The 24,459-nt window shown below is 60.2% G+C and carries 24 protein-coding genes; 16 read left to right on the forward strand and 8 right to left on the reverse strand.

Annotation, left to right across the window (positions count from 1 at the left end):
• Positions 1–40: 40 nt before the first annotated feature.
• The 3 genes from ATE40_RS00655 to ATE40_RS00665 form a co-directional block, all read right to left on the reverse strand.
• A complete protein-coding gene (locus ATE40_RS00655; RefSeq protein WP_063918180.1) occupies positions 41–763 on the reverse strand; it encodes an amino acid ABC transporter ATP-binding protein in 723 nt (240 codons plus the stop codon).
• A complete protein-coding gene (locus ATE40_RS00660) occupies positions 747–1,466 on the reverse strand; it encodes an amino acid ABC transporter permease (RefSeq protein WP_050487541.1) in 720 nt (239 codons plus the stop codon). Before ATE40_RS00660 ends, ATE40_RS00655 begins: the two co-directional genes overlap by 17 nt.
• Before the next feature lie 114 nt (positions 1,467–1,580).
• Complete coding sequence (locus ATE40_RS00665; RefSeq protein WP_063918181.1) at positions 1,581–2,351, reverse strand: basic amino acid ABC transporter substrate-binding protein; 771 nt, start codon at positions 2,349–2,351, stop codon at positions 1,581–1,583.
• 403 nt (positions 2,352–2,754) lie between these two features.
• Here ATE40_RS00665 and ftsB point away from each other — a divergent pair, with 403 nt between their 5' ends.
• The 8 genes from ftsB (at position 2,755) to rpoS (ending at position 9,060) form a co-directional block, all read left to right on the forward strand.
• Positions 2,755–3,075: a cell division protein FtsB gene (ftsB, locus tag ATE40_RS00670; protein ID WP_016929043.1), complete on the forward strand. Its 321-nt coding sequence runs from the start codon at positions 2,755–2,757 to the stop codon at positions 3,073–3,075.
• Between the two features lie 3 nt (positions 3,076–3,078).
• On the forward strand, positions 3,079–3,786 hold the full coding sequence (ispD, locus tag ATE40_RS00675; RefSeq protein ID WP_019455114.1) for a 2-C-methyl-D-erythritol 4-phosphate cytidylyltransferase: 708 nt from the start codon (positions 3,079–3,081) through the stop codon (positions 3,784–3,786).
• 10 nt (positions 3,787–3,796) lie between these two features.
• Positions 3,797–4,270, forward strand: a complete 474-nt coding sequence (gene ispF, locus ATE40_RS00680) for a 2-C-methyl-D-erythritol 2,4-cyclodiphosphate synthase (RefSeq protein WP_004932594.1) — start codon at positions 3,797–3,799, stop codon at positions 4,268–4,270.
• A gap of 4 nt (positions 4,271–4,274) precedes the next feature.
• Positions 4,275–5,321, forward strand: a complete 1,047-nt coding sequence (gene truD, locus ATE40_RS00685) for a tRNA pseudouridine(13) synthase TruD (protein WP_063918182.1) — start codon at positions 4,275–4,277, stop codon at positions 5,319–5,321.
• Positions 5,302–6,063, forward strand: a complete 762-nt coding sequence (gene surE, locus ATE40_RS00690) for a 5'/3'-nucleotidase SurE (RefSeq protein WP_063918183.1) — start codon at positions 5,302–5,304, stop codon at positions 6,061–6,063. Before truD ends, surE begins: the two co-directional genes overlap by 20 nt.
• Complete coding sequence (locus ATE40_RS00695) at positions 6,057–6,683, forward strand: protein-L-isoaspartate(D-aspartate) O-methyltransferase (RefSeq protein WP_019455117.1); 627 nt, start codon at positions 6,057–6,059, stop codon at positions 6,681–6,683. Before surE ends, ATE40_RS00695 begins: the two co-directional genes overlap by 7 nt.
• Positions 6,684–7,008: 325 nt before the next feature.
• The gene (gene nlpD, locus ATE40_RS00700) at positions 7,009–8,007 is read left to right on the forward strand and encodes a murein hydrolase activator NlpD (protein ID WP_019455118.1); all 999 of its coding nucleotides are present in this window, start codon (positions 7,009–7,011) and stop codon (positions 8,005–8,007) included.
• Between the two features lie 54 nt (positions 8,008–8,061).
• Positions 8,062–9,060: an RNA polymerase sigma factor RpoS gene (gene rpoS / locus ATE40_RS00705; RefSeq protein WP_019455119.1), complete on the forward strand. Its 999-nt coding sequence runs from the start codon at positions 8,062–8,064 to the stop codon at positions 9,058–9,060.
• Positions 9,061–9,140: 80 nt separating this feature from the next.
• On the opposite strand, the gene mutS is transcribed toward rpoS, so the two are convergent.
• The 4 genes from mutS to ATE40_RS00725 all read right to left on the reverse strand — a co-directional run bounded on the left by mutS (position 9,141) and on the right by ATE40_RS00725 (position 14,814).
• Positions 9,141–11,696, reverse strand: coding sequence for a DNA mismatch repair protein MutS (gene mutS, locus ATE40_RS00710; protein WP_025159653.1), 2,556 nt, complete (start codon positions 11,694–11,696; stop codon positions 9,141–9,143).
• A gap of 310 nt (positions 11,697–12,006) precedes the next feature.
• A complete protein-coding gene (locus ATE40_RS00715) occupies positions 12,007–12,999 on the reverse strand; it encodes a Vgb family protein (RefSeq protein WP_244889060.1) in 993 nt (330 codons plus the stop codon).
• Between the two features lie 30 nt (positions 13,000–13,029).
• Positions 13,030–14,001 (reverse strand): aldo/keto reductase, encoded by a 972-nt coding sequence (locus tag ATE40_RS00720; protein WP_063918185.1) that lies wholly within the window; start codon positions 13,999–14,001, stop codon positions 13,030–13,032.
• Positions 14,002–14,013: 12 nt separating this feature from the next.
• The gene (locus ATE40_RS00725) at positions 14,014–14,814 is read right to left on the reverse strand and encodes an SDR family NAD(P)-dependent oxidoreductase (protein WP_063918186.1); all 801 of its coding nucleotides are present in this window, start codon (positions 14,812–14,814) and stop codon (positions 14,014–14,016) included.
• A gap of 106 nt (positions 14,815–14,920) precedes the next feature.
• Here ATE40_RS00725 and ATE40_RS00730 point away from each other — a divergent pair, with 106 nt between their 5' ends.
• From ATE40_RS00730 to chbG, 6 genes are all read left to right on the forward strand, one after another.
• Positions 14,921–15,814 (forward strand): LysR family transcriptional regulator, encoded by an 894-nt coding sequence (locus ATE40_RS00730; protein ID WP_019455123.1) that lies wholly within the window; start codon positions 14,921–14,923, stop codon positions 15,812–15,814.
• A gap of 415 nt (positions 15,815–16,229) precedes the next feature.
• Complete coding sequence (locus ATE40_RS00735; protein ID WP_004932561.1) at positions 16,230–16,547, forward strand: PTS sugar transporter subunit IIB; 318 nt, start codon at positions 16,230–16,232, stop codon at positions 16,545–16,547.
• Between the two features lie 12 nt (positions 16,548–16,559).
• The gene (chbC, locus tag ATE40_RS00740; protein ID WP_063918187.1) at positions 16,560–17,921 is read left to right on the forward strand and encodes a PTS N,N'-diacetylchitobiose transporter subunit IIC; all 1,362 of its coding nucleotides are present in this window, start codon (positions 16,560–16,562) and stop codon (positions 17,919–17,921) included.
• Positions 17,922–17,964: 43 nt separating this feature from the next.
• On the forward strand, positions 17,965–19,350 hold the full coding sequence (locus tag ATE40_RS00745; protein WP_063918188.1) for a glycoside hydrolase family 1 protein: 1,386 nt from the start codon (positions 17,965–17,967) through the stop codon (positions 19,348–19,350).
• A gap of 15 nt (positions 19,351–19,365) precedes the next feature.
• Positions 19,366–20,214 carry a transcriptional regulator ChbR gene (gene chbR, locus ATE40_RS00750; protein ID WP_063918189.1) on the forward strand — a complete coding sequence of 283 codons (849 nt, stop codon included), beginning with the start codon at positions 19,366–19,368 and terminating at the stop codon, positions 20,212–20,214.
• A 148-nt stretch (positions 20,215–20,362) separates the two neighbouring features.
• Positions 20,363–21,124 carry a chitin disaccharide deacetylase gene (gene chbG, locus ATE40_RS00755; protein ID WP_063918190.1) on the forward strand — a complete coding sequence of 254 codons (762 nt, stop codon included), beginning with the start codon at positions 20,363–20,365 and terminating at the stop codon, positions 21,122–21,124.
• A 9-nt stretch (positions 21,125–21,133) separates the two neighbouring features.
• Here chbG and ATE40_RS00760 read toward each other — a convergent pair whose 3' ends face one another.
• Positions 21,134–22,513: an MFS transporter gene (locus ATE40_RS00760; protein WP_063918191.1), complete on the reverse strand. Its 1,380-nt coding sequence runs from the start codon at positions 22,511–22,513 to the stop codon at positions 21,134–21,136.
• A gap of 243 nt (positions 22,514–22,756) precedes the next feature.
• Here ATE40_RS00760 and pncC point away from each other — a divergent pair, with 243 nt between their 5' ends.
• Positions 22,757–23,245, forward strand: a complete 489-nt coding sequence (gene pncC, locus ATE40_RS00765) for a nicotinamide-nucleotide amidase (RefSeq protein WP_019455129.1) — start codon at positions 22,757–22,759, stop codon at positions 23,243–23,245.
• 111 nt (positions 23,246–23,356) lie between these two features.
• Positions 23,357–24,421 carry a recombinase RecA gene (gene recA, locus ATE40_RS00770; RefSeq protein ID WP_004932541.1) on the forward strand — a complete coding sequence of 355 codons (1,065 nt, stop codon included), beginning with the start codon at positions 23,357–23,359 and terminating at the stop codon, positions 24,419–24,421.
• The last annotated feature ends 38 nt before the right edge of the window (positions 24,422–24,459 follow it).

A 24,459-nucleotide genomic window follows, 5' to 3' on the forward strand; every position in this document is an offset into this window, starting at 1 on the left:
CGATGCCGGCGCCCGAAGGATTGCAAAGCCGTGCCGAAGGTTACAAAACTTTGCTCAGAAACGCCTGAGTGCGCGGATTGGCCGGCTGGCTGAAGATCTGCTGCGGCGCACCCTCCTCCTGAATGATCCCCTGATCGATAAACAGCACCCGGTCGGCCACCTCGCGGGCAAAGCCCATCTCATGCGTCACCACCACCATGGTCATGCCCTCGTGGGCCAGTGATTTCATCACCGCCAACACTTCGCCCACCAGCTCAGGATCGAGCGCGGAGGTCGGTTCGTCGAACAGCATGATCTTCGGCTCCATCGCCAGCGCGCGGGCGATCGCTACCCGCTGCTGCTGGCCGCCGGACAGGCTGTTGGGGTAGGCGTCGAGCTTGTCGAGCAGGCCGACCTTGAGCAGCAGCTGTTCTGCTTGCGCGATAGCTTCGGCGCGCGGCTGTTTCTTCACGCTCATTGGCGCCATGATGATATTTTCCAACACCGTCATGTGCGGGAACAGGTTGAAACGTTGGAATACCATGCCCACGCTTTCCCGCATCTTGTTCAGGTCGGTTTTCTGATCGTGGACGGCGAAACCGTTGACCTCGATCTCGCCGCCGGAGAGCGTCTCCAGCGCATTGATGCAGCGCAGGAAGGTGCTTTTGCCCGAGCCTGAAGGGCCGATGACGCACACCACTTCGTTGGCGGCGATCCGGCAGGAAATGCCGCGCAGCACGTGGCTTTCGCCGAACTGTTTTTGCAGATTATGTACGCGAATCACTTTTACCGAACCTCTTTTCCATGTGTTGCACCAGCAGCGAGAGCAGGAAGGTGATGACCCAATAGACCAGCGAAATGGTCAGATAGGGCTCCCAGTAGGTGGCGTAGGCGCCGGAGACGGTACGGGCGGCATAGGCCAGATCCGCCAGGCCGATGGCGGAGGCCAGCGACGAATCCTTGACGATGGCGATGGCGTTGTTGCCCAGCGGCGGCAACATGCGGCGGAAAGCCTGCGGCAGGATCACCTGGCGCATGGTCTTGCCATAGCTCATGCCCAGCGAACGCGAGGCCTCCATCTGGCCGCGGTCGATCGACTGGATCCCGGCGCGAAAGATCTCCGAGACATAAGCGCCGGCATTGAGGGTGATCGCCACCACGCAGGAGAGAAAGGCGCCGTAGTCGGCGCGCAGCGCACGGGCGAAATCGACGCTCATCAGGCCGCTGGTGACCAGCAGGCCGTCGCGCGGATTGATGAACAACGGCACCAGCGCAAAGTGCACCACCATGATCTGTACAAACAGCGGCGTGCCGCGAAAGGCGCTGATGTAGATGCGCACCGGCCACTGAACGCCGTAACGCAGGATGGGTTTCCAGATGCCGTGCGGCGCCTGCGCCAGGCGGCCCAGCCCGAGGATCAATCCCCAGGTGGTGCCCAGCAGCACGCAGATAATGGTGCATTTGATGGTCATCCAGGCGCCTTCCATAAACAGCGGCGCGTATTCCTGGATGATCTCCCAGCGGAAGTTCAAGGGGTATTCCTTCTTGGTAGGCTGAAACGGTGGTGCGCCGGCGGCCTGGTGGGCGCCGGCAACAGGGGATTATTCCGCCGGCAGCGTCGGTACGTTGCTGTCGAACCAGGTTTGGTAGATCTTGGCGTAGGTGCCGTCGGCGACGATCTTCTTCAGACCGGCGTTGATCTTGTTGCGCAGATCATCGTTGCCTTTGGCGACGGCGATGCCGAAATACTGGCGTTCGAACTTGGCGTCGGGCACCAGCTTGAAGGCTTTCTCCGGGTGAGTTTTGATATAGAACTTGGCTACGCCGACGTCGCCGACCGCCGCGCCGATGCCGTCTTCATACAGCTCCTGCAGCATCAGCGGGGTATTGTCGAAGCGTTTGATGGCGGTGCTGTTCTTACCCAGCACGTCGGACACCACGATGTCGCCGGTGCTGGAGTTCACTACGCCGACCTTCAGCGCTTTCAGCGCGGCGATGGAGTCCACTTTCGAGTCTTGCGGCACGACGATGGCCTGTTCCGCCGGGAAGTAAGGCGCGGAGAAATCAACCATCTGCTTGCGCTTATCGGTGATGGTGATGCCGGAAATGATGATATCGCGATCGCCGGAGTTCAGCGTGGCGAAGATGCCTTCCCACGGCGTATTGATCAGTTTGATCTGGAAACCCTCGGCCTTGGCTACCGCTTTGATGATGTCGATGTCGAAACCTTCCAGCTGCTTTTGACTGTTTTCAAATTCGAACGGCCGATAGGTGCCGCCGGAGCCGACGACATAGGTAGGCTCAGCCGCCAACGCGGCGGTGGAGAAGGTGGCGGCCAGGCAGGCGCCGATCAGAACTAAACGTTTTAACATCGCGATCCCCGATAATGAAAGGTTATATATTGGAATTATTTATGCACTATGAGTGCATAAAAATAAGCTTATGTGAATGAAAGTGCAACCGCTGCATGATGATTATTATTTCTATGGTGTTAAATATTCACTTTTGGCACGGTAACGGTGAAAGCGATGGGGCAGAGGGCGGCGGTATAGTGATTCTTGCTGCATAATGGGAAAAAGACAGTGTGCGCCTTACCGGAAAACACGTCGCGCACGCCGGGCAAAAGGGGCTTTTTTTGCCGCTTTGGCAGCGGAATTAGGCTATAAACTCGAGAACCCTTCATCCGTATTCTGAATTTGGCGTTGAAATGCCGCTCTCAGTGTGGAGTCCAACGAGAAGTTGTGGGATGATTGGTCGGTTTTTCAGGGGGCGGAGATGGGAAAACTTACGCTGCTATTGCTGGCATTGCTCGGTTGGTTACAGTATTCACTGTGGCTGGGCAAAAATGGTATTCACGATTACGTGCGGGTCAATGAAGACGTTGCGGTCCAACAGGGCAACAACGCTAAGTTGAAAGCGCGTAACGATCAGCTGTTTGCCGAAATCGATGATTTGAACGGCGGTCAGGAAGCGATCGAAGAGCGAGCGCGTAATGAACTGGGCATGATCAAGCCCGGTGAGACTTTCTATCGTCTGGTTCCTGACCAATCCAGACGCAACGCGGCGTCTTCCTCGCAAAATAACGCACAAAAATAACGCATGAATCACTCCGCAGGCACCTTTCCCTCGGTGATTGCCGTCTTGCCCGCTGCCGGTATCGGCAGCCGCATGCAGGCGGAATGCCCGAAGCAATATTTAACCATCGGCCGGCACAGCATCGTCGAACACGCCATCCACGCCCTGTTGCGCCACCCGCGCATTGAGCGGGTGATCGTGGCGATCGGCCCGGAAGATCGTCAGTTCGAACGGTTGCCGATCGCCCAGGATCCGCGGGTGATCGTCACCGAGGGCGGCAAACAGCGCGCCGATTCGGTGATGGCCGGGCTGAAGCTGGCGGGCGATGCGGACTGGGTGCTGGTGCATGACGCCGCGCGCCCCTGCCTGCACGCCGACGATCTTGAACGCCTGCTGGCGATCACCGCGCACAGTAAGGTCGGCGGCATACTCGCCGCGCCGGTGCGTGACACCATGAAGCGCGCCGAACCCGGCCGCGAAACCATCGCCCATACCGTCGAACGGCAGGATCTGTGGCACGCGTTGACGCCGCAGCTGTTTCCGCTGCCGCTGCTCAAACAGTGCCTGCAACGCGCGCTGGATGAAGGCGCGAACGTCACCGACGAAGCCTCGGCGCTGGAGCATTGCGGTTATCATCCGCTGCTGGTCGCCGGGCGGGCGGACAATATTAAAGTAACGCGGCCGGAGGATTTGGCGCTGGCGGCGTTCTATTTGACCCAGTTAGACAATTAAGGAGCGCACCATGCGTATCGGTCACGGTTTTGACGTACATAAATTCGGCGGCGAAGGCCCGTTGGTGATCGGTGGCGTTCGCATCCCTTACGATAAAGGTTTGCTGGCCCATTCCGACGGCGATGTTGCGCTGCACGCCGCAACCGACGCCTTGTTGGGCGCGGCGGCGCTGGGCGATATCGGCAAGCTGTTCCCCGATACCGATCCGGCGTTCAAAGGCGCCGACAGCCGCGAGCTGCTGCGCGAAGCCTGGAAACGCATTCGTGCCAAAGGCTATCGCCTTGGCAACCTCGATATCACCATCATCGCCCAGGCGCCGAAAATGGCGCCGCACATCCCGCAGATGCGCGTGTTCCTGGCGGAAGATCTGCAGTGCCATATGGATGACGTCAACGTGAAGGCCACGACGACCGAGCAGCTCGGCTTCACCGGGCGCGGCGAGGGCATCGCCTGCGAAGCGGTCGCCTTGCTGATCAAGGAATAACGGTATGGATATGGCGAATCTGACCTGGCTGCATGGCCGCCCGCAGAGCACCGGGGTGCTGAAAGCCAATCCGGAAGATTTCGTGGTGGTGGAAGACCTGGGTTTTGCACCGGACGGCGAAGGCGAGCACGTGCTGGTGAACATCCGTAAAAATGGCTGCAATACCCAGTTCGTGGCCGACTATCTGGCGCGCTTCGCCGGCATTCACGCCCGTTCCGTCAGCTATGCGGGCTTGAAGGATCGTCACGCGGTGACCGAACAGTGGTTCTGCCTGCATATGCCGGGCAAGGAAACGCCGGACTTCTCCCGCTTTACGTTGGAAGGCTGCGAGGTGCTCTCGTATGCCCGTCACCTGCGCAAGATGCGCATCGGCACTCTGAAGGGCAACCACTTTACGCTGGTGCTGCGCCAGATTTCCGATCGGCAGGACGTGGAGCGCCGCTTGCAGGCGATCGCCGCACAGGGCGTGCCGAACTACTTTGGCAGCCAGCGTTTCGGCCGCGGCGGCAACAACCTGGTGATGGCGCGCCGCTGGGCGAATGACGAAATCCGCGTCAAAGAGCGCAGTAAACGCAGCTTCTACCTGTCCGCCAGCCGCAGCGCGCTGTTCAATCAGATTGCCGGCCGGCGCCTGGCCGATGGACTGCAGCGCACCGTGCTGGAAGGGGATGCCCTGCAGCTGAGTGGGCGCGGCAGCTGGTTCGTTGCCAAAGCCGATGAGCTTGAGACGTTGCAGCAACGGCTGGATGCCGGCGAGCTGGCGATCACGGCGCCCTTGCCGGGTGACGGCGAGCCGGGCACCGCCGGCCAGGTATTGGCTTTTGAACAACAATGCTTGGCGGAACAACCGGAATTGCTTACGCTTTTAAAGCGCGAGCGTGTCGAACCCGCTCGTCGGGCCCTGCTGCTGCAGCCGCAAAATATGCTGTGGAACTGGTGGGATGACGTTACCGTGGAGCTGCGTTTCTGGTTGCCGGCAGGCAGCTTCGCGACCAGCGTGGTTCGCGAGATCATGCAGCAGGATGACAGCGATGCGGATATTACTGAGTAACGATGACGGCGTTAGCGCCCCGGGCATTCAGGCGTTGGCGGCGGCGCTGCGGGAGTTCGCCGAGGTGCAAGTGGTGGCGCCGGATCGTAACCGCAGCGGCTCTTCCAATGCCCTGACGCTGGAGTCGCCGCTGCGTACGCAGACGCTGGCCAACGGCGATATCGCGGTGCTGCAGGGGACGCCGACCGACTGTGTCTATCTTGGCGTCAACGCGCTGATGCGCCCGGCGCCGGACATCGTGGTCTCCGGCATCAACGCCGGGCCGAATTTGGGCGACGACGTCATCTATTCCGGCACCGTCGCGGCGGCGATGGAGGGGCGGCACCTGGGGCTGCCCGCGCTGGCGGTGTCGCTGAACGGCCATCAGCACTATGCGACCGCCGCCGTCATTACCTGCCACATCCTGCGCGCGCTGCAGCGCGAGCCGTTGCGTACCGGAAAAATCCTGAATATCAACGTGCCGGATCTGCCGCTGGCGGAGATCAAAGGCCTGCGCGTCACCCGTTGCGGCAGCCGCCATCCCGCCGATAAGGTCTTCTGCCAGCAGGATCCGCGCGGACAAAATCTCTACTGGATCGGGCCGCCTGGTGATAAATTTGATGCCGGGCCGGATACCGACTTTGCGGCGGTGGAACAAGGCTATGTGGCGATCACGCCGCTGCAGGTGGATTTGACTGCCTACGCGGCGCAGGAAGTCGTAAAAACATGGTTAACCAAGGCAGAGGTTAGCGGGGAATGGTGAACAAGCGTATGCAAACATTGCTGACGCAGCTGCGGCAGCAGGGGATCCGGGACGAAAAGTTGCTGCAGGCGATCGAAGCGGTGCCGCGCGAACGTTTTGTCGACGAGGCGCTGGATCACAAGGCCTACGAAAATACCGCGCTGCCGATCGGTTCCGGCCAGACCATCTCCCAGCCTTATATGGTGGCGCGCATGACCGAACTGCTGAACCTGACGCCCACTTCGAGGGTGCTGGAGATTGGCACCGGTTCCGGTTATCAAACCGCCATTCTGGCGCATTTGGTGCAACACGTTTGTTCCGTCGAACGCATCAAAGGGTTGCAATGGCAGGCCAAGCGCCGTCTGAAGCAGCTCGATCTCCATAATGTTTCTACCCGCCACGGCGACGGCTGGCAAGGCTGGGCGTCGCGCGGTCCGTTCGATGCAATCATCGTCACTGCCGCGCCGCCGGAAATTCCGCAGGCGCTGGTGGAGCAATTGGACGACGGCGGTATTTTGGTGCTGCCGGTCGGCGAACAGGCCCAAACCCTCAAACGCATTCAGCGTCATGGCAACGAATTCGTTGTCGACGCGGTGGAAGCGGTGCGTTTTGTGCCGCTGGTGAAAGGCGAATTGGCCTAGCGATTGTCTGATTTTTAGACCGCCCGCAAAATCTGTTGCACTTTCATCACGTCCAGATAAGGTTTTCTCGTTCCAATCAGGCTAATTTTCACTAGAATTGGCCTTTCTACGTAGTTGTCTTATGGTGCGACATCGCCAATGTGGTTAGCATTGGCGCGCATTTTGATGCTCCGGCGGGAGATAACCTGGCGTTCAGGGATCGGCCGGCGGCGCCTTTGCATCGCAGAAACTGGGAAGTGGCAAAAGCTCGGCTACGATGTAAAGGGTATTTTGGATATATCACTGATATTGCTGTCATGGGGGAAGCATGAGCACGGGAAGCCCAATGATTACGTTACGCCGGGTAGCGGTGTGTACGATGGTAAGTTTGTGGTTGGCGGGGTGTACGAATACTGCCTCGACGTCGGCCCCTATCAGCAGCGTGGGCGGCGGCGGCGCCGTTCCATCCGGCAATAATAATGGCGGAGCGCAGCAGGTCAGCCCAGAAGGCCGCATTGTCTATAACCGCAGTTATAACGCCATCCCTAAAGGGAGCTACAGCGGCGGCGACACCTATACGGTCAAGCGCGGCGATACGCTGTTTTACATCGCCTGGATCACCGGCAACGATTTCCGCGACCTGGCGCAGCGCAACAATATTCCCGAGCCGTACAGCCTGAATGTTGGCCAAACCATTCAGCTTGGTAATGGTTCTGCCAACGGCGGCGGCGGTATGCTGGCGACGACAGACGCTACCAAAGGCGGCGTTCCGAAGCCACCTTCCACTACCCAGATCCAGACGGCAACGGTTGATTCTCAATCAACTAACGCGTATTCTGAAAACTCGGGTAAACAGAATGTAGGTAAGATGTTACCTGCAGCGGGTGCCGCAGCGGTTGGGACCGCGACTGCGCCTGTTACCGCACCGGAAGCCGCTCCACCAGTGAGCAGCACCGTCAGCAACAGTTCTCCGGTCAGCACTTGGAGATGGCCGACTGACGGTAAGATTATTGATAACTTTTCCTCATCAGAAGGTGGGAATAAGGGCGTCGATATCGCCGGTTCCCGTGGGCAGCCTATCTTCGCTACCGCCGATGGCCGCGTAGTGTATGCAGGCAACGCTTTACGGGGTTACGGTAATCTAATCATCATCAAACACAATGATGATTACCTGAGCGCCTACGCTCATAACGACACAATGCTGGTCCGGGAACAACAAGAAGTGAAGGCGGGTCAAAAAATAGCCACCATGGGTAGCTCCGGTACCAGTTCAGTACGTTTGCATTTTGAAATTCGTTACAAGGGGAAATCCGTAAACCCGCTGCGTTATCTTCCGCAGCGATAGATTGGGCAGAATACGCTGAGATTCTGCTCGCGGTATCACGGGTAGGAGCAGCATATGAGCCAAAATACGCTGAAAGTTAACGAGTTACATGATGATGCGGATTTCGACGAGAATGGAGCTGAGGCTGAGTCGTTTGATGAAAAAGCGCTGGTAGAAGAAGAGGCCAGCGAGAACGATTTAGCGGAAGAAGAGCTGTTGTCTCAAGGCGTTACGCAACGCGTATTGGATGCGACGCAGCTCTATCTGGGCGAGATCGGTTATTCCCCTCTGCTGACCGCAGAGGAAGAAGTCTATTTTGCGCGGCGTGCTCTGCGCGGTGACGTGCCGTCCCGCCGCCGCATGATTGAAAGCAACCTGCGGCTGGTAGTGAAAATTGCCCGCCGCTACAGCAACCGCGGTCTGGCGCTGCTGGATCTGATCGAAGAGGGTAACCTCGGTCTGATTCGCGCAGTGGAAAAATTTGACCCGGAACGCGGTTTCCGCTTCTCCACTTATGCAACCTGGTGGATCCGTCAGACGATTGAGCGGGCGATCATGAACCAAACCCGTACCATTCGTTTGCCTATCCATATCGTCAAAGAACTGAATGTCTATCTGCGCACCGCGCGCGAGCTTTCTCATAAACTGGATCATGAACCGAGCGCTGAAGAGATTGCCGAGCAACTCGACAAGCCGGTAGATGACGTCAGCCGCATGCTGCGCCTGAATGAGCGCATCACCTCGGTGGATACGCCGCTGGGCGGGGATTCGGAGAAAGCGCTGCTGGACATTCTGGCCGACGAAAAGGACAACGGGCCTGAAGACACCACGCAAGATGACGATATGAAGCAAAGCATCGTCAAATGGTTGTTCGAACTGAACGCCAAACAGCGTGAAGTGTTGGCGCGTCGTTTCGGCCTGCTGGGCTATGAAGCGGCGACGCTGGAAGACGTGGGCCGGGAGATTGGCCTGACGCGTGAACGCGTCCGTCAGATTCAGGTTGAAGGTCTGCGCCGCCTGCGTGAGATCCTGCAGATGCAGGGTCTGAGCATTGAGGCGCTGTTCCGCGAATAATGCCGGTTGTTGAACCGCATCAAATAAAAACGGTGAGCATGATGCTCACCGTTTTTTTATGCCTGCGTTTATCGCCTCAACTACACCATATTTTTCAGCCGATAGAGCCATTCCAGCGCCTGACGCGGCGACAGGGAATCCGGATCCAGCGCCTCCAGTGCTTCTACCGCCGGCGAAGTCTCTTCCTGCAGCAGCGTCATCTGGGTGGCATCGACACTGCCCGATGCGGTGTGGCTGGAGATAGACTCCAGTTCGCGCAGCTTCTGGCGGGCGCGCTTGATGACGTCGCGCGGCACGCCGGCCAGCGCGGCGACCGCCAGGCCATAGCTTTTGCTGGCGGCGCCGTCCTGCACGGTGTGCATGAAGGCGATGGTGTCGCCGTGTTCAAGCGCGTCCAGATGCACGTTGACCACGCCTTCCATTTTCTCCGGCAGGGTCGTCAGCTCGAAGTAGTGGGTGGCGAACAGCGTCATTGCCTTGATGCGGTTAGCCAGGTTCTCGGCGCAGGCCCAGGCCAGCGACAGGCCGTCGTAGGTGGAGGTACCGCGGCCTATCTCATCCATCAACACCAGGCTGTGCTCGGTGGCGTTGTGCAGGATGTTGGCGGTTTCAGTCATCTCCACCATGAAGGTGGAGCGGCCGGAAGCCAGATCGTCCGCCGCGCCGACGCGGGTGAAGATGCGATCCACCGGGCCGATGGTGGCCTTGGTAGCCGGCACATAGCTGCCGATGTGCGCCATCAGCACGATCAGCGCCGTTTGCCGCATATAGGTACTTTTACCGCCCATGTTTGGGCCGGTGATGATCAGCATGCGACGCTGTGGCGACAGGGTGAGCGGGTTGGAGATAAACGGCTCGCTCAGCACCTGCTCCACCACCGGGTGGCGGCCTTCGGTGATGCGGATCCCCGGCTGCTCGCTCATGGTCGGGCAGGCGTAGTTCAGGGTATCGGCGCGCTCGGCCAGGTTGGCCAGCACGTCCAGCTCGGCCAGTGCGGCGGCGCTTTGTTGCAGTTCCGCCAGGTGCGGCAGCAGCAGGTCGAACAGCTCGTCGTACAGGCTTTTCTCGATCGCCAGTGCCTTACCCTTGGAGGTGAGCACTTTGTCTTCATACTCTTTCAGTTCCGGGATGATGTAGCGCTCGGCATTTTTCAGCGTCTGGCGGCGCACATAGTGGATCGGCACCAGGTGGCTTTGGCCGCGGCTGACCTGAATGTAGTAGCCGTGTACGCCGTTGAAGCCGACCTTGAGCGTATCCAGCCCCAGCTTTTCACGCTCGCGGATCTCCAGCCGGTCGAGGTAGTCGCTGGCGCCGTCCGCCAGCGCGCGCCACTCGTCCAACTCGCTGTTGTAGCCGGGGGCGATCACGCCGCCGTCGCGCACCAGCACCGGCGGTGATTCAATGACCGCGCGTTCCAACAATTCGCGCAGTTCGTCGAACTGGCCCACCTGCGACAGTAGCTGCTGCACGTGCGGCGTCTCTACGTCTTGCAGCAGCGCGCGGATGTCCGGCAACTGTTGGAAAGCATGGCGCATGCGCGCCAGATCGCGCGGACGGGCGGTGCGCAGCGCCAGACGCGCCAAAATACGTTCCTGATCGCCCACCTGACGCAGCGAAGGCTGCAGATCCGCGAACAGTTCCTGCAATGCGCCGATCGCCTGCTGGCGGGCAGTCAGGACCTTGATGTCGCGGGTTGGCATGTGCAGCCAGCGTTTCAGCATGCGGCTGCCCATTGGCGTCACTGTGCGATCGAGGATCGCCGCCAGCGTGTTGTCGCTGCCGCCGGATAGGCTCTGCGTCAGCTCCAGATTGCGGCGGGTGGCGGCGTCCATGATGATGCCGTCCTGCTGGCGCTCCATGGTGATGCCGCGAATGTGCGGCAGCGAAGTGCGTTGGGTATCTTTGACGTACTGCAGCAGACAGCCTGCGGCACGCAGCGCCTGGTGCGCCTGCTCGACGCCAAAGCCGGTCAGATCGCGGGTGCCGAACTGCAGGTTGAGCTGCTGGCGTGCGGTCTCCAGTTCGAATTCCCACAGCGGGCGGCGGCGCAGGCCATGGCGCTGTTCGATCAGCGTCATCTGTTCGAAGGTTTCCGGGTAGAGCAGCTCGGCCGGATTGGTGCGCTGCAGCTCGGCGGCCATGGTTTCCAGATCCTGCGGCTCGGCGACGCGGAAACGGCCGGAGCTGACGTCCAGGGTGGCGTAACCGAAGCCGCGCGCGTCTTGCCAGATCGCCGCCAGCAGGTTGTCCTGGCGTTCTTGCAGCAGCGCTTCGTCGGTGATGGTGCCGGGGGTGACGATGCGCACCACTTTGCGCTCGACCGGCCCTTTGCTGGTGGCCGGATCGCCGATCTGTTCGCAGATCGCGACGGATTCGCCGAGCTGCACCAGCTTGGCCAGGTAGTTCTCTACCGCGTGGTGTGGCACGCCGGCCATCGGGATCGGCTCGCCCGCCGAGGCGCCGCGTTTGGTCAGCGAGATATCCAGCAGTTGGGAAGCGCGCTTGGCGTCGTCGTAAAACAGCTCGTAGAAGTCACCCATGCGGTAGAACAGCAGGATTTCAGGATGCTGGGCCTTGAGGCGCAGGTATTGCTGCATCATCGGCGTGTGCGAATCGAGTTTATCGGTGCTATTCATACGATTATTTTTCCAATCCATTGAATGTAAAGGTCACTGTGATTTTCATTGTCGTCATTCGCTATCACATTGTTTCAGCAGGCGTCGCCCCATTCAGCGCTTTGGCGGGCGGCGCAAATCAAGTCATCAAAACGCCAAACGGCGTGTTCAAACCCAAGGTTTGCACAGACGCTTATACTAGCCCAGCGGGCAATCGGCTGTCACAGGTAAAAATGGGAAGCGCTGCGCAAGGCGGGTTGGTAACGAAGCGAGATTGTCGTTCGTCTGCGGGCAACAACACAAGTCGCCGCCCGCAGTAGTGGTGGAGAGGTTATTGCGCGGTGGTGAGAGGCAAGGGCAGTTGATAGAGACGGAAGCTGTCGGGCACGTCAGTTTCATGGCCGGGCAGCAGGCGGTGGCGGATGCGCGACTCGCTGACGAAGGCGCAGCCTTGCGGGGTGATAGTCAGGTTGACCGGCGATTCCATACCTTCGCGCAAGACCTCAAGTTGGTGCATGCCTGCCGCCTTCGGCAACGCGATCCGCAGGATCCGCCCGTGGCCGCTCTGGATCGCGTTTTCCAGCACGATCAGCGCGCCGTCCGGTGCCAACCCCATTCCGTCCGGGTTTTCGATGAGGCGCGGCAGCTGCATTTCCGTCAGCTGCGGCTGGGGATCGTTATAGCTGAGGGTGTAGAGCTTACCGGTACCGAAATTGGCGACTGCCATCAGCCGATCGTCGAGCAGCACGATCCCGGCGGCGCCCAGCCCGCTAGGGGCCGCTAACTGCGGATCCTGAAACAGCGTACTGAATGCCGTCTCGCCTGGCCGCAGGCGCAGGATGCCGCCGCCGCGGGTTTCCGTCACGTACACCGTACCGTCTGCGCCGAGCACGATATCGTTGCCCATTTCGCCCGCCGGCAGCGCCAGGCTGCGGTCGAGCGTGCCATCCGCGACGTTCAGCGCGTAGATGCGGTTGGCTCGCGCTTTGCCGCCGGAGAGGAAGTCCGGCGAATTGCCCCACAGCAGCCCGCGTTTTTCGTCCAGCCTCAGCGCGTTTGAGGCGAACACCGTGTCAGCGCCGGGGAAAAAGGTTTCCCACGCTTTACCCGGCCGTTTACGCAGCACATTGCCGCTGGTGACAAAGCCGACATACAGGGTGCCGTCCGCCGCGCGGGCGATGCCGTTGGGGTAAAGCGCGCCGGGCGGCAGCGTCATGCTGCTTGCGGCGCAGGCTGCGCTGATGGCGGCCTGTGCCGGAACGCTAAGGGGAAGTGTGGTGGCGAGGGTGAAAAACACCGCTCGCACGGTAACAGCGTATGACATGTCTTCTCTCCTGCAATGAAGGCAAATGGGCTACCAGCGCTCGGGGCGGGCAACGCGCGCGATAGGCGCCTCCAGCGCGGCCACGTCTTCCGGCGATAGCCTGAGGGTGAGCGCTGCCAGGGCATCCTGCAGATGATGCGGCTTGGACATGCCCACCAGCGGCGACGCCACGCCGGGTTTGGCCAACAGCCAGGCCAGCGCGATCTGTGCCGGAGGAACGCCGTGCGCGGCGGCCACCTCCGCTACCGCAGCGACGGTACGCTCAACTTCGTCTCTGCTGCCGTACCAACGAGGTGCCTGTTCGTCGGTGGCGGCGCGCAGCGTGCCGGCCGTACCTGAACCGGCCAGCACGCCGCGCGCCAGCGGCGACCAGGGCGTCAGGCCGAGCCCTTCTTCCAGACACAGCGGGATCAGCTCCTCTTCGTCTTCACGCGTCACCAGGTTGTATTGGCTCTGCAGCGAAATAAACGGCGCCAGGCGGTGCTGACGTTGAAAGGCCAGCATTTTCATCAGGCGCCAGGCGTGCAGTGAAGACGCGCCGAGATAGCGGATCTTGCCCGCCCGCACCAGGGCGTCGAGGGTGTCGGCGGTTTCTTCGATCGGCGTTTCGGTATCGAAGCGGTGCAGCACGAACAGATCCAGGTAATCCGTTCCCAATCTCTGCAAAGAGGCGTCGACGCTGTGCAGCAGGTGCTTGCGCGACAGCCCGCGGCTGTTCGGCTGCGCATCCATCGGGAAGTAGGCCTTGGTGGCGATCACCACGTCTTCACGACGGGCGAACGCTTTCAGTGCGCGACCGAGGAGACGCTCGCTTTCTCCGCCGGAGTAAATGTTGGCGGTATCGAAGAAATTGATGCCCGCTTCCAGCGCTTCGCGAATAAAGGGGCGCGCCTCGTCTTCCTTCAGCACCCAGGGGCGCCAGGCCGGATCGCCGTAGGTCATGCAGCCCAGGCAGAGGCGGGACACCTTCAGGCCGCTGTCGCCAAGCCGAACGTAGTTCATGGCGTCGCCTCCTCAGCGCATGCCGGCGATGGTGTAACCGCCGTCCACCAGCAGGCTTTGGCCGGTGATGAAGCGGGCCTCGTCCGTCGCCAGCCACAGTGCCACATCGCCGATATCTTCCGATTCGCCCAGGCGGCCGGCGGGCGTATGGGCGATAAAGGGCGCGAACGCCGCGCTGTCGGCCACGCTGCTGCGCGCCATCGGCGTGTCGATGATGCCGGGGTTGATGTTGTTGACGCGGATGCCCTGGCCGCTGTATTCGAGCGCCACTGCGCGGATCATCGCATCGAGCGCCCCTTTGCTGGCGGAGTAGCTGGATGAACCGGCCAGTGCGCCGTGGGTCAGCCAGGAGGAGGTGTTGATGATCACGCCGCCCGAGCGTTGAGCCAGGAAGGTTTCAATCTCGTATTTCATCGCCAGCCAGACGCCTCTGAGGTTAATGGCGATAACCCGGTCAAAATCTTCGCTGGTCTGTTCGGTGATGGGGGCGAAGTTGCCGATGATGCCGGCGTTGTTGAGGGCGACGTCGAGTCGGCCGTAATGGGCGGTCACCGCGGCGAGCAGCCGGCGGATATCACCCTCCTGGGCGACGTCGGTCACGATGGGCAGGGCGTCGCCGCCGGCCAACGCGATATCGCGCGCCGTGGCTTCGATCTCCGCCGCGCGCCGGCCGGCCAACGCCACTTTGGCGCCCTCGCGGGCATAGGCCAGCGCTGCGGCGCGGCCGATGCCGGTGCCGCCGCCGCTCACCAGTACGACTTTACCCGCCAGCCTGCGCGGCGTTTCATGAGTTGGAGCTGTAGCATTAATCATCGCATCGATACCTGGTAATGGGTTCGATCGCAATGCTATGTTGTTAGATGACGGATAACTATCCGCTAAAAATTCATCTCACTATTAGATAATTTATATCAATAGCATGAAGAAACCCGAACTGTCCGGCCTGGCGGCCTTCGTGGCTATCGCCAGTGAACGCAGCTTCCGCCGCGCCGCCGCTCGGCTGGGCGTAACGCCGCCGACGCTGACCCACACCCTGCGCGAACTGGAGGCGCAGGTGGGCATTCGCCTGCTGAACCGCACCACCCGCAACGTCTCGCCGACGGAGGCCGGTGAGCATCTGTTGGCACAGCTGGTGCCGGCCTTTACCGATATCGACGCCGCGCTGGAAAGCCTGAATGCGTTTCGCGACGGGCCGCGCGGCCTGGTGCGCATCAACGCGCCGCGTTCGGCCATCGAGCTCGCCATCGTGCCGCTTCTGGGGCGCTTGGCCAGCGAGTACCCCGGCATTACGCTGGAAGTGGTGGCGGACGAGGGGTTCGCCAACATCGTCGAACAAGGCTTTGACGCCGGTATCCGACTCGGTGAGGATCTGCACAACGATATGCGCGCGGTGCGCGTGACGCCAGATCTGCGTTTTGCCATCGTCGCCACGCCGGACTATTTTCAACGGCATGGCGAACCGGCGCATCCGCAGGATTTGCTGCAGCATCGCTGCATCGGTTGGCGCAAGGCCTCTTCGGGCGAGCGCTACAAATGGGCGTTTCAGCAGGGCGAGCAGCGATTTTCCGTGGCGGTCAACAGCCCGCTGATCGTGGATGACGCCAGACTGTTGCTGCAGGCGGCGTTGGCGCACGTCGGCATCGCTTTCGCCATCGAGCAGGAGGTGGAAGAACACCTGGCGAGCGGGCGGCTGCGGCGAGTGTTGGCCGACTGGTGCGCGCCGTTTCCCGGTTTTTACCTCTATTATCCCAATCGTAGAAATCACCCCGTGGCGTTGACCACGGTGATCGAGTTGCTGCGTCTGCCCACGTAATCCTCCCCACGCCACCGCGTGCGGGATGGCAGGGGGGAATCAAGCCTGAACTATTTTTATATCCTCTCCATTTGTTCCGGCTCAAATAAACCCTTAAATTCTCAGCGCGTTCATAACTGGCTGTTTATAATTGCTATTTGAGTATTTATTGCGAATATTCTGAGTTTTTATCGGTTATTTGAGAGCCCGGTCACACTATTTTTTTGTGCGAAATGTGAAGAGGGTCAATCCGCCAGGTCAATGAGAGACGGTTATGTTACCTCCTGGCTTACCGATCCGTTTTTCATGCTCCGTATACTGTCCGTAACCAGGGCAACGTGACGGAAATTTTCATAAGGAATGTGCGTGAAGCAATCGTGATTGCATCTGGCATACAAATAACACGGGGTTTTTTTGATTATCTGAGGTGCTTGGTATGGAAAAGAAAAAAATCTATCTGTTTTGTTCTGCCGGTATGTCCACTTCCCTGTTGGTATCAAAAATGAAGGCGCAGGCCGAGAAATATGAAGTGCCGGTGATCATCGCCGCTTACCCGGAAGCGCTGGCCGCCGAGAAGGGCGTTGAAGCGGATCTGATCCTGCTGGGGCCGCAGATCGCCTACACCTTGCCGGAAGTGCAAAAACAGCTGCCCAACAAACCTGTGGAAGTCATCGATCCGCTGCTGTACGGCAAGGTCGATGGGCTGGGCGTACTGAAGGCCGCGGTGGCCGCCATCAAGAAAGCCAACCAATAACAGGAGGCCGCCGTGAATACCCTCATTGCCTCGCTCGAGAAGGTTATCCTGCCTTTCGCCGTAAAAATCGGTAAGCAGCCCCACGTCAACGCCATCAAGAACGGCTTTATCCGCCTGATGCCGCTGACCTTGACCGGGGCGATGTTCGTGTTGATCAACAACGTGTTCCTCAGCTTCGGTGAGGGATCGTTCTTCTATTCGTTGGGCGTGAGGTTGGACGCCTCCACCATCGAGACGCTTAACGGCCTGAAGAGCATCGGCGGCAGCGTTTACAACGGTACGCTGGGGATCATGTCCCTGATGACGCCGTTCTTTATCAGCATGGCGTTGGCCGAAGAGCGCAAGGTCGATCCGCTGGCCTCGGCACTGCTGGCGGTGGCGGCCTTCATGACCGTCACGCCGTTCAACGTCGGCGAGGCCTATGCGGTGGGCGCCAACTGGCTGGGCGGCGCCAACATCATTTCCGGTATGGTGATCGGGTTGGCGGTGGCTGAGATGTTTGCTTTCATCGTGCGGCGCAACTGGGTGATCAGCCTGCCGGACAGCGTGCCGGCTTCGGTGTCGCGCTCTTTCTCGGCGCTGATCCCCGGCTTCATCATCCTCTCCATCATGGGGCTGGTGGCGTTCGCGCTGGCGCATTGGGGCACCAACTTCCACCAGATCATCATGGACGGCATTTCGGCGCCGCTGGCCAAGATGGGCAGCGTGGTGGGTTGGGTGTACGTGCTGTTCTCTTCGCTGCTGTGGTTCTTTGGGGTGCACGGCTCCATGGCGTTGGCGGCGCTGGACAGCGGCATCATGACACCGTTCGCGCTGGAAAACGTGGAGCTGTACAACAAATACGGTTCTGTCGAAGCGGCGGTGGCCGCCGGTAAAGAGTTCCACATGTGGGCGAAACCGTTCGTCGACTCCTATATCTACCTCGGCGGCACCGGCTCGACGCTGGGCCTGATCATCGCCATCTTCATCGCCTCGCGCCGCGAGGATTACCGCCAGGTCGCCAAGTTGGCGACACCATCCGGCATTTTCCAGATCAACGAGCCGATCCTGTTCGGCCTGCCGGTGATCATGAACCCGGTGATGTTCATTCCGTTTATTCTGGTACAGCCGGTGCTGACCATTATCACTTCGCTGGCTTATTACTCCGGACTGATCCCGCCGATCACCAACATCGCGCCCTGGACCATGCCGGTCGGCCTGGGGGCGTTCTTCAACACCAACGGCAGCATCATGGCCATGTTGCTGAGCCTGTTCAACCTGGCGGTCGCCACCGTGATTTACCTGCCGTTCGTGGCGATCTCCAACAAGGCGCAGAGCCAGATCGATGCGGCGACAGAAAGCGAAGAAGACATCGCCAACGCGCTGAAATTCTAACTGTGGAACGGGGCGGCGTGGCCGCCCCGCGAGGGACGCGAGTATGGAATATCAATTTGCCGACGGGTTCTGGTGGGGCAGCGCCACCTCCGCGCCGCAGTCTGAAGGGGCGGCCGCGCGGGACGGCAAGAGCCGCAACATCTTCGACTATTGGTACGAGATCGCGCCTGAGCGCTTTCACGATCGGGTGGGGCCGGCTGAGGCCTCGACCTTTTATGACCATTTCCGCACCGACATCGGACTGCTCAAAACGTTGGGCCACAATACCTTCAGAACGTCGATCTCGTGGTCGCGGCTGATCCCGGACGGCGACGGCGAGGTGAACCCGCAGGCGGTGGCTTTCTATAACGCGATGATCGACGAGCTGCTGGCGCAGGGCATCACCCCGTTTATCAATCTCTATCACTTCGATATGCCGCTGTGCATGCAGCAGCGCGGCGGCTGGGAAAGCCGGGCGGTGGTCGAAGCCTACGCGCGTTACGCCGATATGTGTTTCGCTCTGTTTGGCGATCGGGTCACCCACTGGTTCACCTTCAACGAGCCGATCGTGCCGGTGGAGGCCGGTTACCTGAATGACTTGCACTACCCTTGCGTGGTGGACTTCAAACGGGCGGTCACCGTGGCGTATCACAGCGTACTGGCGCATGCCATGGCGGTGCAGCGTTTCAGAGCGCGCGGGTTGCCGGGGAGCATCGGCATCATTCTGAATCTGAGCCCGACCTATCCGCGCTCCGATGCGCCGGAGGATCTGCAGGCCGCACACGACGCCGATCTGCTGCTCAATCGCAGCTTTCTCGAGCCGGTCGCCAAGGGACGTTATCCGACGGCGCTGCTGCACCTGTTGGAGCAGCATGGGCTGATGCCGCACTGCGAGCCGCAGGACGCGCAGCTGATCGAAGGCGGCGTGGTGGATATCCTCGGCGTCAACTACTACCAGCCGCGCAGGGTGCAGGCGAAAGAGGGGCGTTGCGCCGCGGGGCCGATCGCATCGCCGGAGGATTTGTTCAGCTACTATGCAATGCCGGGCCGCAAAATCAATCCGCATCGCGGTTGGGAGATCTATGAGAAGGGGCTGTACGACATCCTGATGGATCTGAAAGAGAACTACGGCAATCTGCCTTGTTATATTTCGGAAAACGGCATGGGCGTCGAGGGCGAAGAAGCGTTTATCGGCGCAGATGGGCGGGTGGAAGACGACTACCGCATCGACTTTATTCGCGAGCACCTGAAGTGGTTACACCGCGCGCTGGCGGAAGGTTCGCAATGCAAGGGCTATCATCTGTGGACCTTTATCGACTGCTGGTCCTGGTTGAACGCCTACAAGAATCGGTATGGGCTGGTGCGGCTAGATCGGGCGGATCAGCGGCGCACCATCAAGAAAAGCGGTTACTGGTTTGCCGAGGCGGCCAGACGCAACGGATTTGACTAACGGGAGGCCGGCGCCGTGTCCGATAACCAAATTTCACTGAGCGCAAACGACGTGAAGCTGATTCGCGAGCAGGATTTCTTTAACTGCAAAGATTTTCACCTGTTTATCTACAACAAGGTGGAAAGCGCCACCGGGCTGCATCAGCACGACTATTACGAGTTCACCATCGTGCTGAGCGGCAAATGCTATCAAGAGATCAACGGCAAACGGGTACTGCTGGAACGGGGGGATTTCGTCTTTATTCCTATCGGTTCCTACCACCAGAGCTTTTACGAGTTCGGCGCGACGAAAATCTTCAACGTGGCGGTCAGCAAAGCGTTCTTTGAAGAGCATTACTTGCAACAGCTGCCGCGTTGTTTCGTCGCCTCGCAGGCCTATAGCCTGAGAAGCGAGTTTTTGGCCTATATCGAATCGGTGGTGAGCTCGCCGCAGTTTCGCGAGGACGACTTCGCCGAATTCCTCGAAACATTGACCTTCTACGTGATCAGCCGCATCCGACATTATAAAGAAGAAAACGACGGCGGCGATGATATCCCGCAGTGGCTGAAGAACACCCTGGCCGGCATGCATGACAAGGCGATGTTCGGCGAAAAGGCGTTGGCGAACATGGTGGCGCTGTCGGGGAAAACTCAGGAGTACCTGACCCGAGCGATGCGGCGCTACTATCAGAAGACGCCGATGCAGGTGATCAATGAGATTCGCATCAACTTCGCCAAGACGCAGCTGGAGGTCACCAACTATTCGGTCTCCGACATCGCTTTTGATTCCGGCTATGGCGATGTCAGCCTGTTCATTAAAAACTTCAAGCGGCTCACCGACGTGACCCCAGGTAACTACCGAAAAAAGTGTTACGGCCCTCTTTAGGGCCGCTCCCGATCAGTATCAACGCCGATATGCCGATGAGCTTCAGGGCGCCGGTCGGTTAATCATTTGATTTTTACCTTAACGAAGGGGAATGCCGCGCCGAGCGGTCGGCCTTCCCTCGCCAAAAATCTATCCCGCGGGAGCCTCTATGGAAAAACTACTGATCGTGAATGCCGACGATTTCGGCCTGAGCAAAGGGCAGAACTATGGCGTCATCGAGGCGTATCAGCATGGCGTCGTTTCCTCCACCACGGCGATGGTGAACGGCGGCGGCGCGCAGCATGCGGCGGCGCTCAGCCGGCAATATCCGGGGTTGCCGATCGGGCTGCATTTCGTTTTGACCCATGGCAAGCCGCTGGGCGCCATGCCTTCGCTGGTCAACGAACATGGCGAACTGGGCAAATGGCTGTGGCGCCGCGCCGAGGCCGGCGAGCTGCAGCTGGACGAAATTCACGAGGAGCTGCAGCGCCAGTTCGCGCGGTTTGTGACGCTGTTCGGCCGAGCGCCGACGCATATCGATAGCCACCACCATGTGCATATGCAGCCGCAGATTTATCCGCTGGTGGAGGCGTTCGCGCAGGCGCAGGGTCTGCCGCTGCGCCTCGATCGCGAAGAGGCGAAACGGCGCGATATTACGTTGCAGATGCCCTGCAGCACCGATGCCTTTGACGCGGGATTCTACGGTGAGGCGATCTCCGAAGCCTTGTTCCTGCAGAGGTTGGCGCGTGCCGACGAGCAGGGCGTCGAGTCATTGGAAATAATGTGCCACCCGGCGTTTCTCGATGCGACCATTCTGCAGAGCCAATACTGCCACCCGCGTCTCGTCGAGCTGGATGTGTTGACCGCGCCGACGCTGAAAGCGGCGATCGCCGAACGCGGTTTCCTGCTGGGCTCCTTCCAGGATCTGTAACGCCGCCGTTTACAGCATGGCGTGCGCCTTTTTCAGGCCGGTGTCCTCTTCCGGATCGGCGCCCTGAGGCAAAGGCTCCACCTCTTGTTCTTCGGGCTGCGGATCGTCGACCTCGGGCGCCACTTCCGGCGGCGGCATGGTGTCGTGAATGATCTGTTCATCGAAGGTCGGGTTGAGCGCCGGCGACAGCGGCGAGCTGGCGAGGCTGTCCGGCAGCGGGATGTGCGGCACCGGCGCGTCCTGCGCCAGCTGCGGTTCCTCCGCTTTCGTCGTGCGGCTGAGGGCCGCCAGCAGCACGCCGCACAGGGCGAAGAAGGCGTACAGGATATTGCCGCCCAGCGGTTCGATCAGCGCGCCGACCGCCAATGGCCCGATGCTGGCGCCGACGCCGAACGCCATCAGCAGACAGGCGGCCAGCGAGACGCGGCGCTCCGGCTCTATCAGATCGTTGGCCAGCGCCACCGCCAGCGGGTAGAGCGTAAATTGCAGCATGCTGACGACGAACCCGACTGCCAGCAGCAGCGGGAAATCGATGTGCGGCAGCAGCGCCAGCGGCAGCGCCGCTACGATCAGCAAAATGGCGTTGAGGCGCATCAGCAAGGGGCGGTTGTAGCGATCCGACAGCCAACTGAGCGGAAACTGCGCCACCAGCCCGGCGAAGATGGACAGCGCCATGAACAGGCCGGTTTGCTGAGTGGTTAAGGATTGCAGGCTGGCGTAGACCGGCGCCAGGCCGTAAAACGAGCCGACCACCATGCCGATCACCAGCGTGGTGGCCAATACTTTGGGGATGGCGCCGACGAAGTAACGCAGTTCCATCGGTGCCGGCGACATGTGGCGCGCATTGGTGCGGGTAGTGAGGGCGATCGGCACCAGGCAGAGCGCGAAGCACAGTGCGATCACCAGCAGCGTGGCGATACCCAGGTTGCTTTGCAGCATCAGCACGATTTGGCCCAGCGACATGCCGAGATAGGTTGCCGCCATATAGAAACCGAACACCATGCCGCGCTGGTTGGATTCCGCCTGGTCGTTCAGCCAGCTTTCCAGCACCATGTACTGGCACATCATGCACAGCCCGATCACCAGACGCAGCGCGACCCAGGCGGGAATGAACTCCGTCAGGCCGTGCCCCAGCACCGCGGCGGTGATGATGCCGGCGCAGGCTACGTAGGCGCGGATATGCCCGACGCGGGCGATGAGAAAGTGGCCGACCTTGCCGCCGATCACCAATCCGATGTAGTTGGCGGCGATGATGGCGCCGATCAGCGCGCTGCTGACATGGATGGAGGTCAGCCGCAGCGAAACGTAGGTAGTGAGCAGGCCCGAGCCCAACAGCAGCAGCAGGGTGGTGGTGTACAACGGCAAGAATACGCCCAACGTTTTTTTCACTCTATCATCCTAATCTCTTCGGGTGCGCCCTGAGGCCGCCGCCGCAGCGTGCCGCCTCCGTGATGTTCCTTGTGCTGGTGCGCCGCCGCTCGATGGGGCGCTTCTTTTGATACTAGCAGCTTGACCGGGCGCTTAAAACCGCACCGCCTGCGAGGCGCTGCGCATTTCCACGCGCCGGCCGCCGCGTCGCCTTGATAAATGCTACTATCGGGCGCATATACCTGAATTCGCGAAGGAGGGGTTATGAGTGAAAACCAACTGCGCCGGCTCAGCGTGCTGGCGGGGGAGAAGCTGAAGGCGCAGAACCGCTGGATCACCTGCGCGGAATCCTGCACCGGCGGCGGTATTGCCAAGGCCATTACCGACATCGCCGGCAGCTCTGCCTATTTCGATCGCGGTTTCGTCACCTACAGCAACGCGGCGAAGCATGATCTGCTGGGGGTGAGCGAAGCCACGTTGACGGCGCACGGCGCGGTCAGTGCAGAGGTGGTGCGCGAGATGGCGATAGGGGCGCTGCGTGCGGCGCGGGCCGATCTGGCGCTGTCGGTGAGCGGCATCGCCGGCCCGGACGGCGGCAGCGAGGAAAAGCCGGTTGGCACCGTGTGGTTCGGCTTCGCCAACAGCGATGGCCGGGGGCTGGTGCGCAAGATGCAATTCAAGGGCGACCGCGATGCGGTGCGGCTGCAGGCGACGATCTTCGCGCTGCAAACCGCCATTGACGAATTTTTGTAAATTAGGCTTGATACTGTATGACCATACAGTATAATTAGTGACATTTCCTGCACAACATACATTCAGTGGCAGTGTGGGGTAACACCGGCATTGCGAAACGAAGGAGCAAAAATGGCTATTGATGAGAACAAGCAAAAGGCGTTAGCTGCGGCACTGGGCCAGATTGAGAAACAGTTCGGCAAAGGCTCCATCATGCGTCTGGGTGAAGACCGCTCCATGGACGTGGAAACGATCTCCACCGGCTCACTGTCACTCGATATCGCCCTGGGCGCCGGCGGCCTGCCGATGGGCCGCATTGTAGAAATCTACGGCCCGGAATCGTCCGGTAAAACCACGTTGACGCTGCAGGTGATCGCCGCTGCGCAGCGCGAAGGCAAAACCTGTGCGTTCATCGACGCCGAGCACGCGCTGGATCCTATCTATGCGAAAAAGCTGGGCGTCGATATCGACAATCTGCTGTGCTCTCAGCCGGACACCGGCGAGCAGGCGCTGGAAATCTGTGATGCTCTGACCCGCTCCGGTGCGGTTGACGTTATCATCGTCGACTCCGTGGCGGCGCTGACGCCGAAGGCGGAAATCGAAGGTGAAATCGGCGATTCGCACATGGGCCTGGCGGCGCGCATGATGAGCCAGGCGATGCGTAAGCTGGCCGGCAACCTGAAAAACGCCAACACCCTGCTGATCTTCATCAACCAGATCCGTATGAAAATCGGCGTGATGTTCGGCAACCCGGAAACCACGACCGGCGGTAACGCCCTGAAGTTCTATGCTTCGGTGCGTCTGGATATCCGCCGCATCGGCGCCATCAAAGAGGGCGATGAAGTGGTGGGTAGCGAAACCCGCGTGAAAGTGGTGAAGAACAAAATCGCTGCGCCATTCAAGCAGGCTGAGTTTCAAATCATGTACGGCGAAGGCATCAACAGCCGCGGCGAGCTGGTCGATCTTGGCGTTAAGCACAAGATGATCGAAAAAGCCGGCGCCTGGTACAGCTATAACGGCGAGAAGATCGGTCAGGGCAAGGCGAACGCCTGTAACTTCCTGAAAGAAAATCCGGCGATCGCCGCCGAGCTGGACAAGAAGCTGCGCGACCTGCTGCTGCACAGCGGCGGTGAACTGGTGGCCGCTTCCGGTGACGACTTCGAAGACGACGAAGCGGAAACCAGCGAGCAGTTCTAATCGCTGAAGGTATGCGCCGCCGCTTGTGTGGCGCATAT

The sequence above is a fragment of the Serratia surfactantfaciens genome (assembly GCF_001642805.2).
Lineage (GTDB): Bacteria > Pseudomonadota > Gammaproteobacteria > Enterobacterales > Enterobacteriaceae > Serratia > Serratia surfactantfaciens.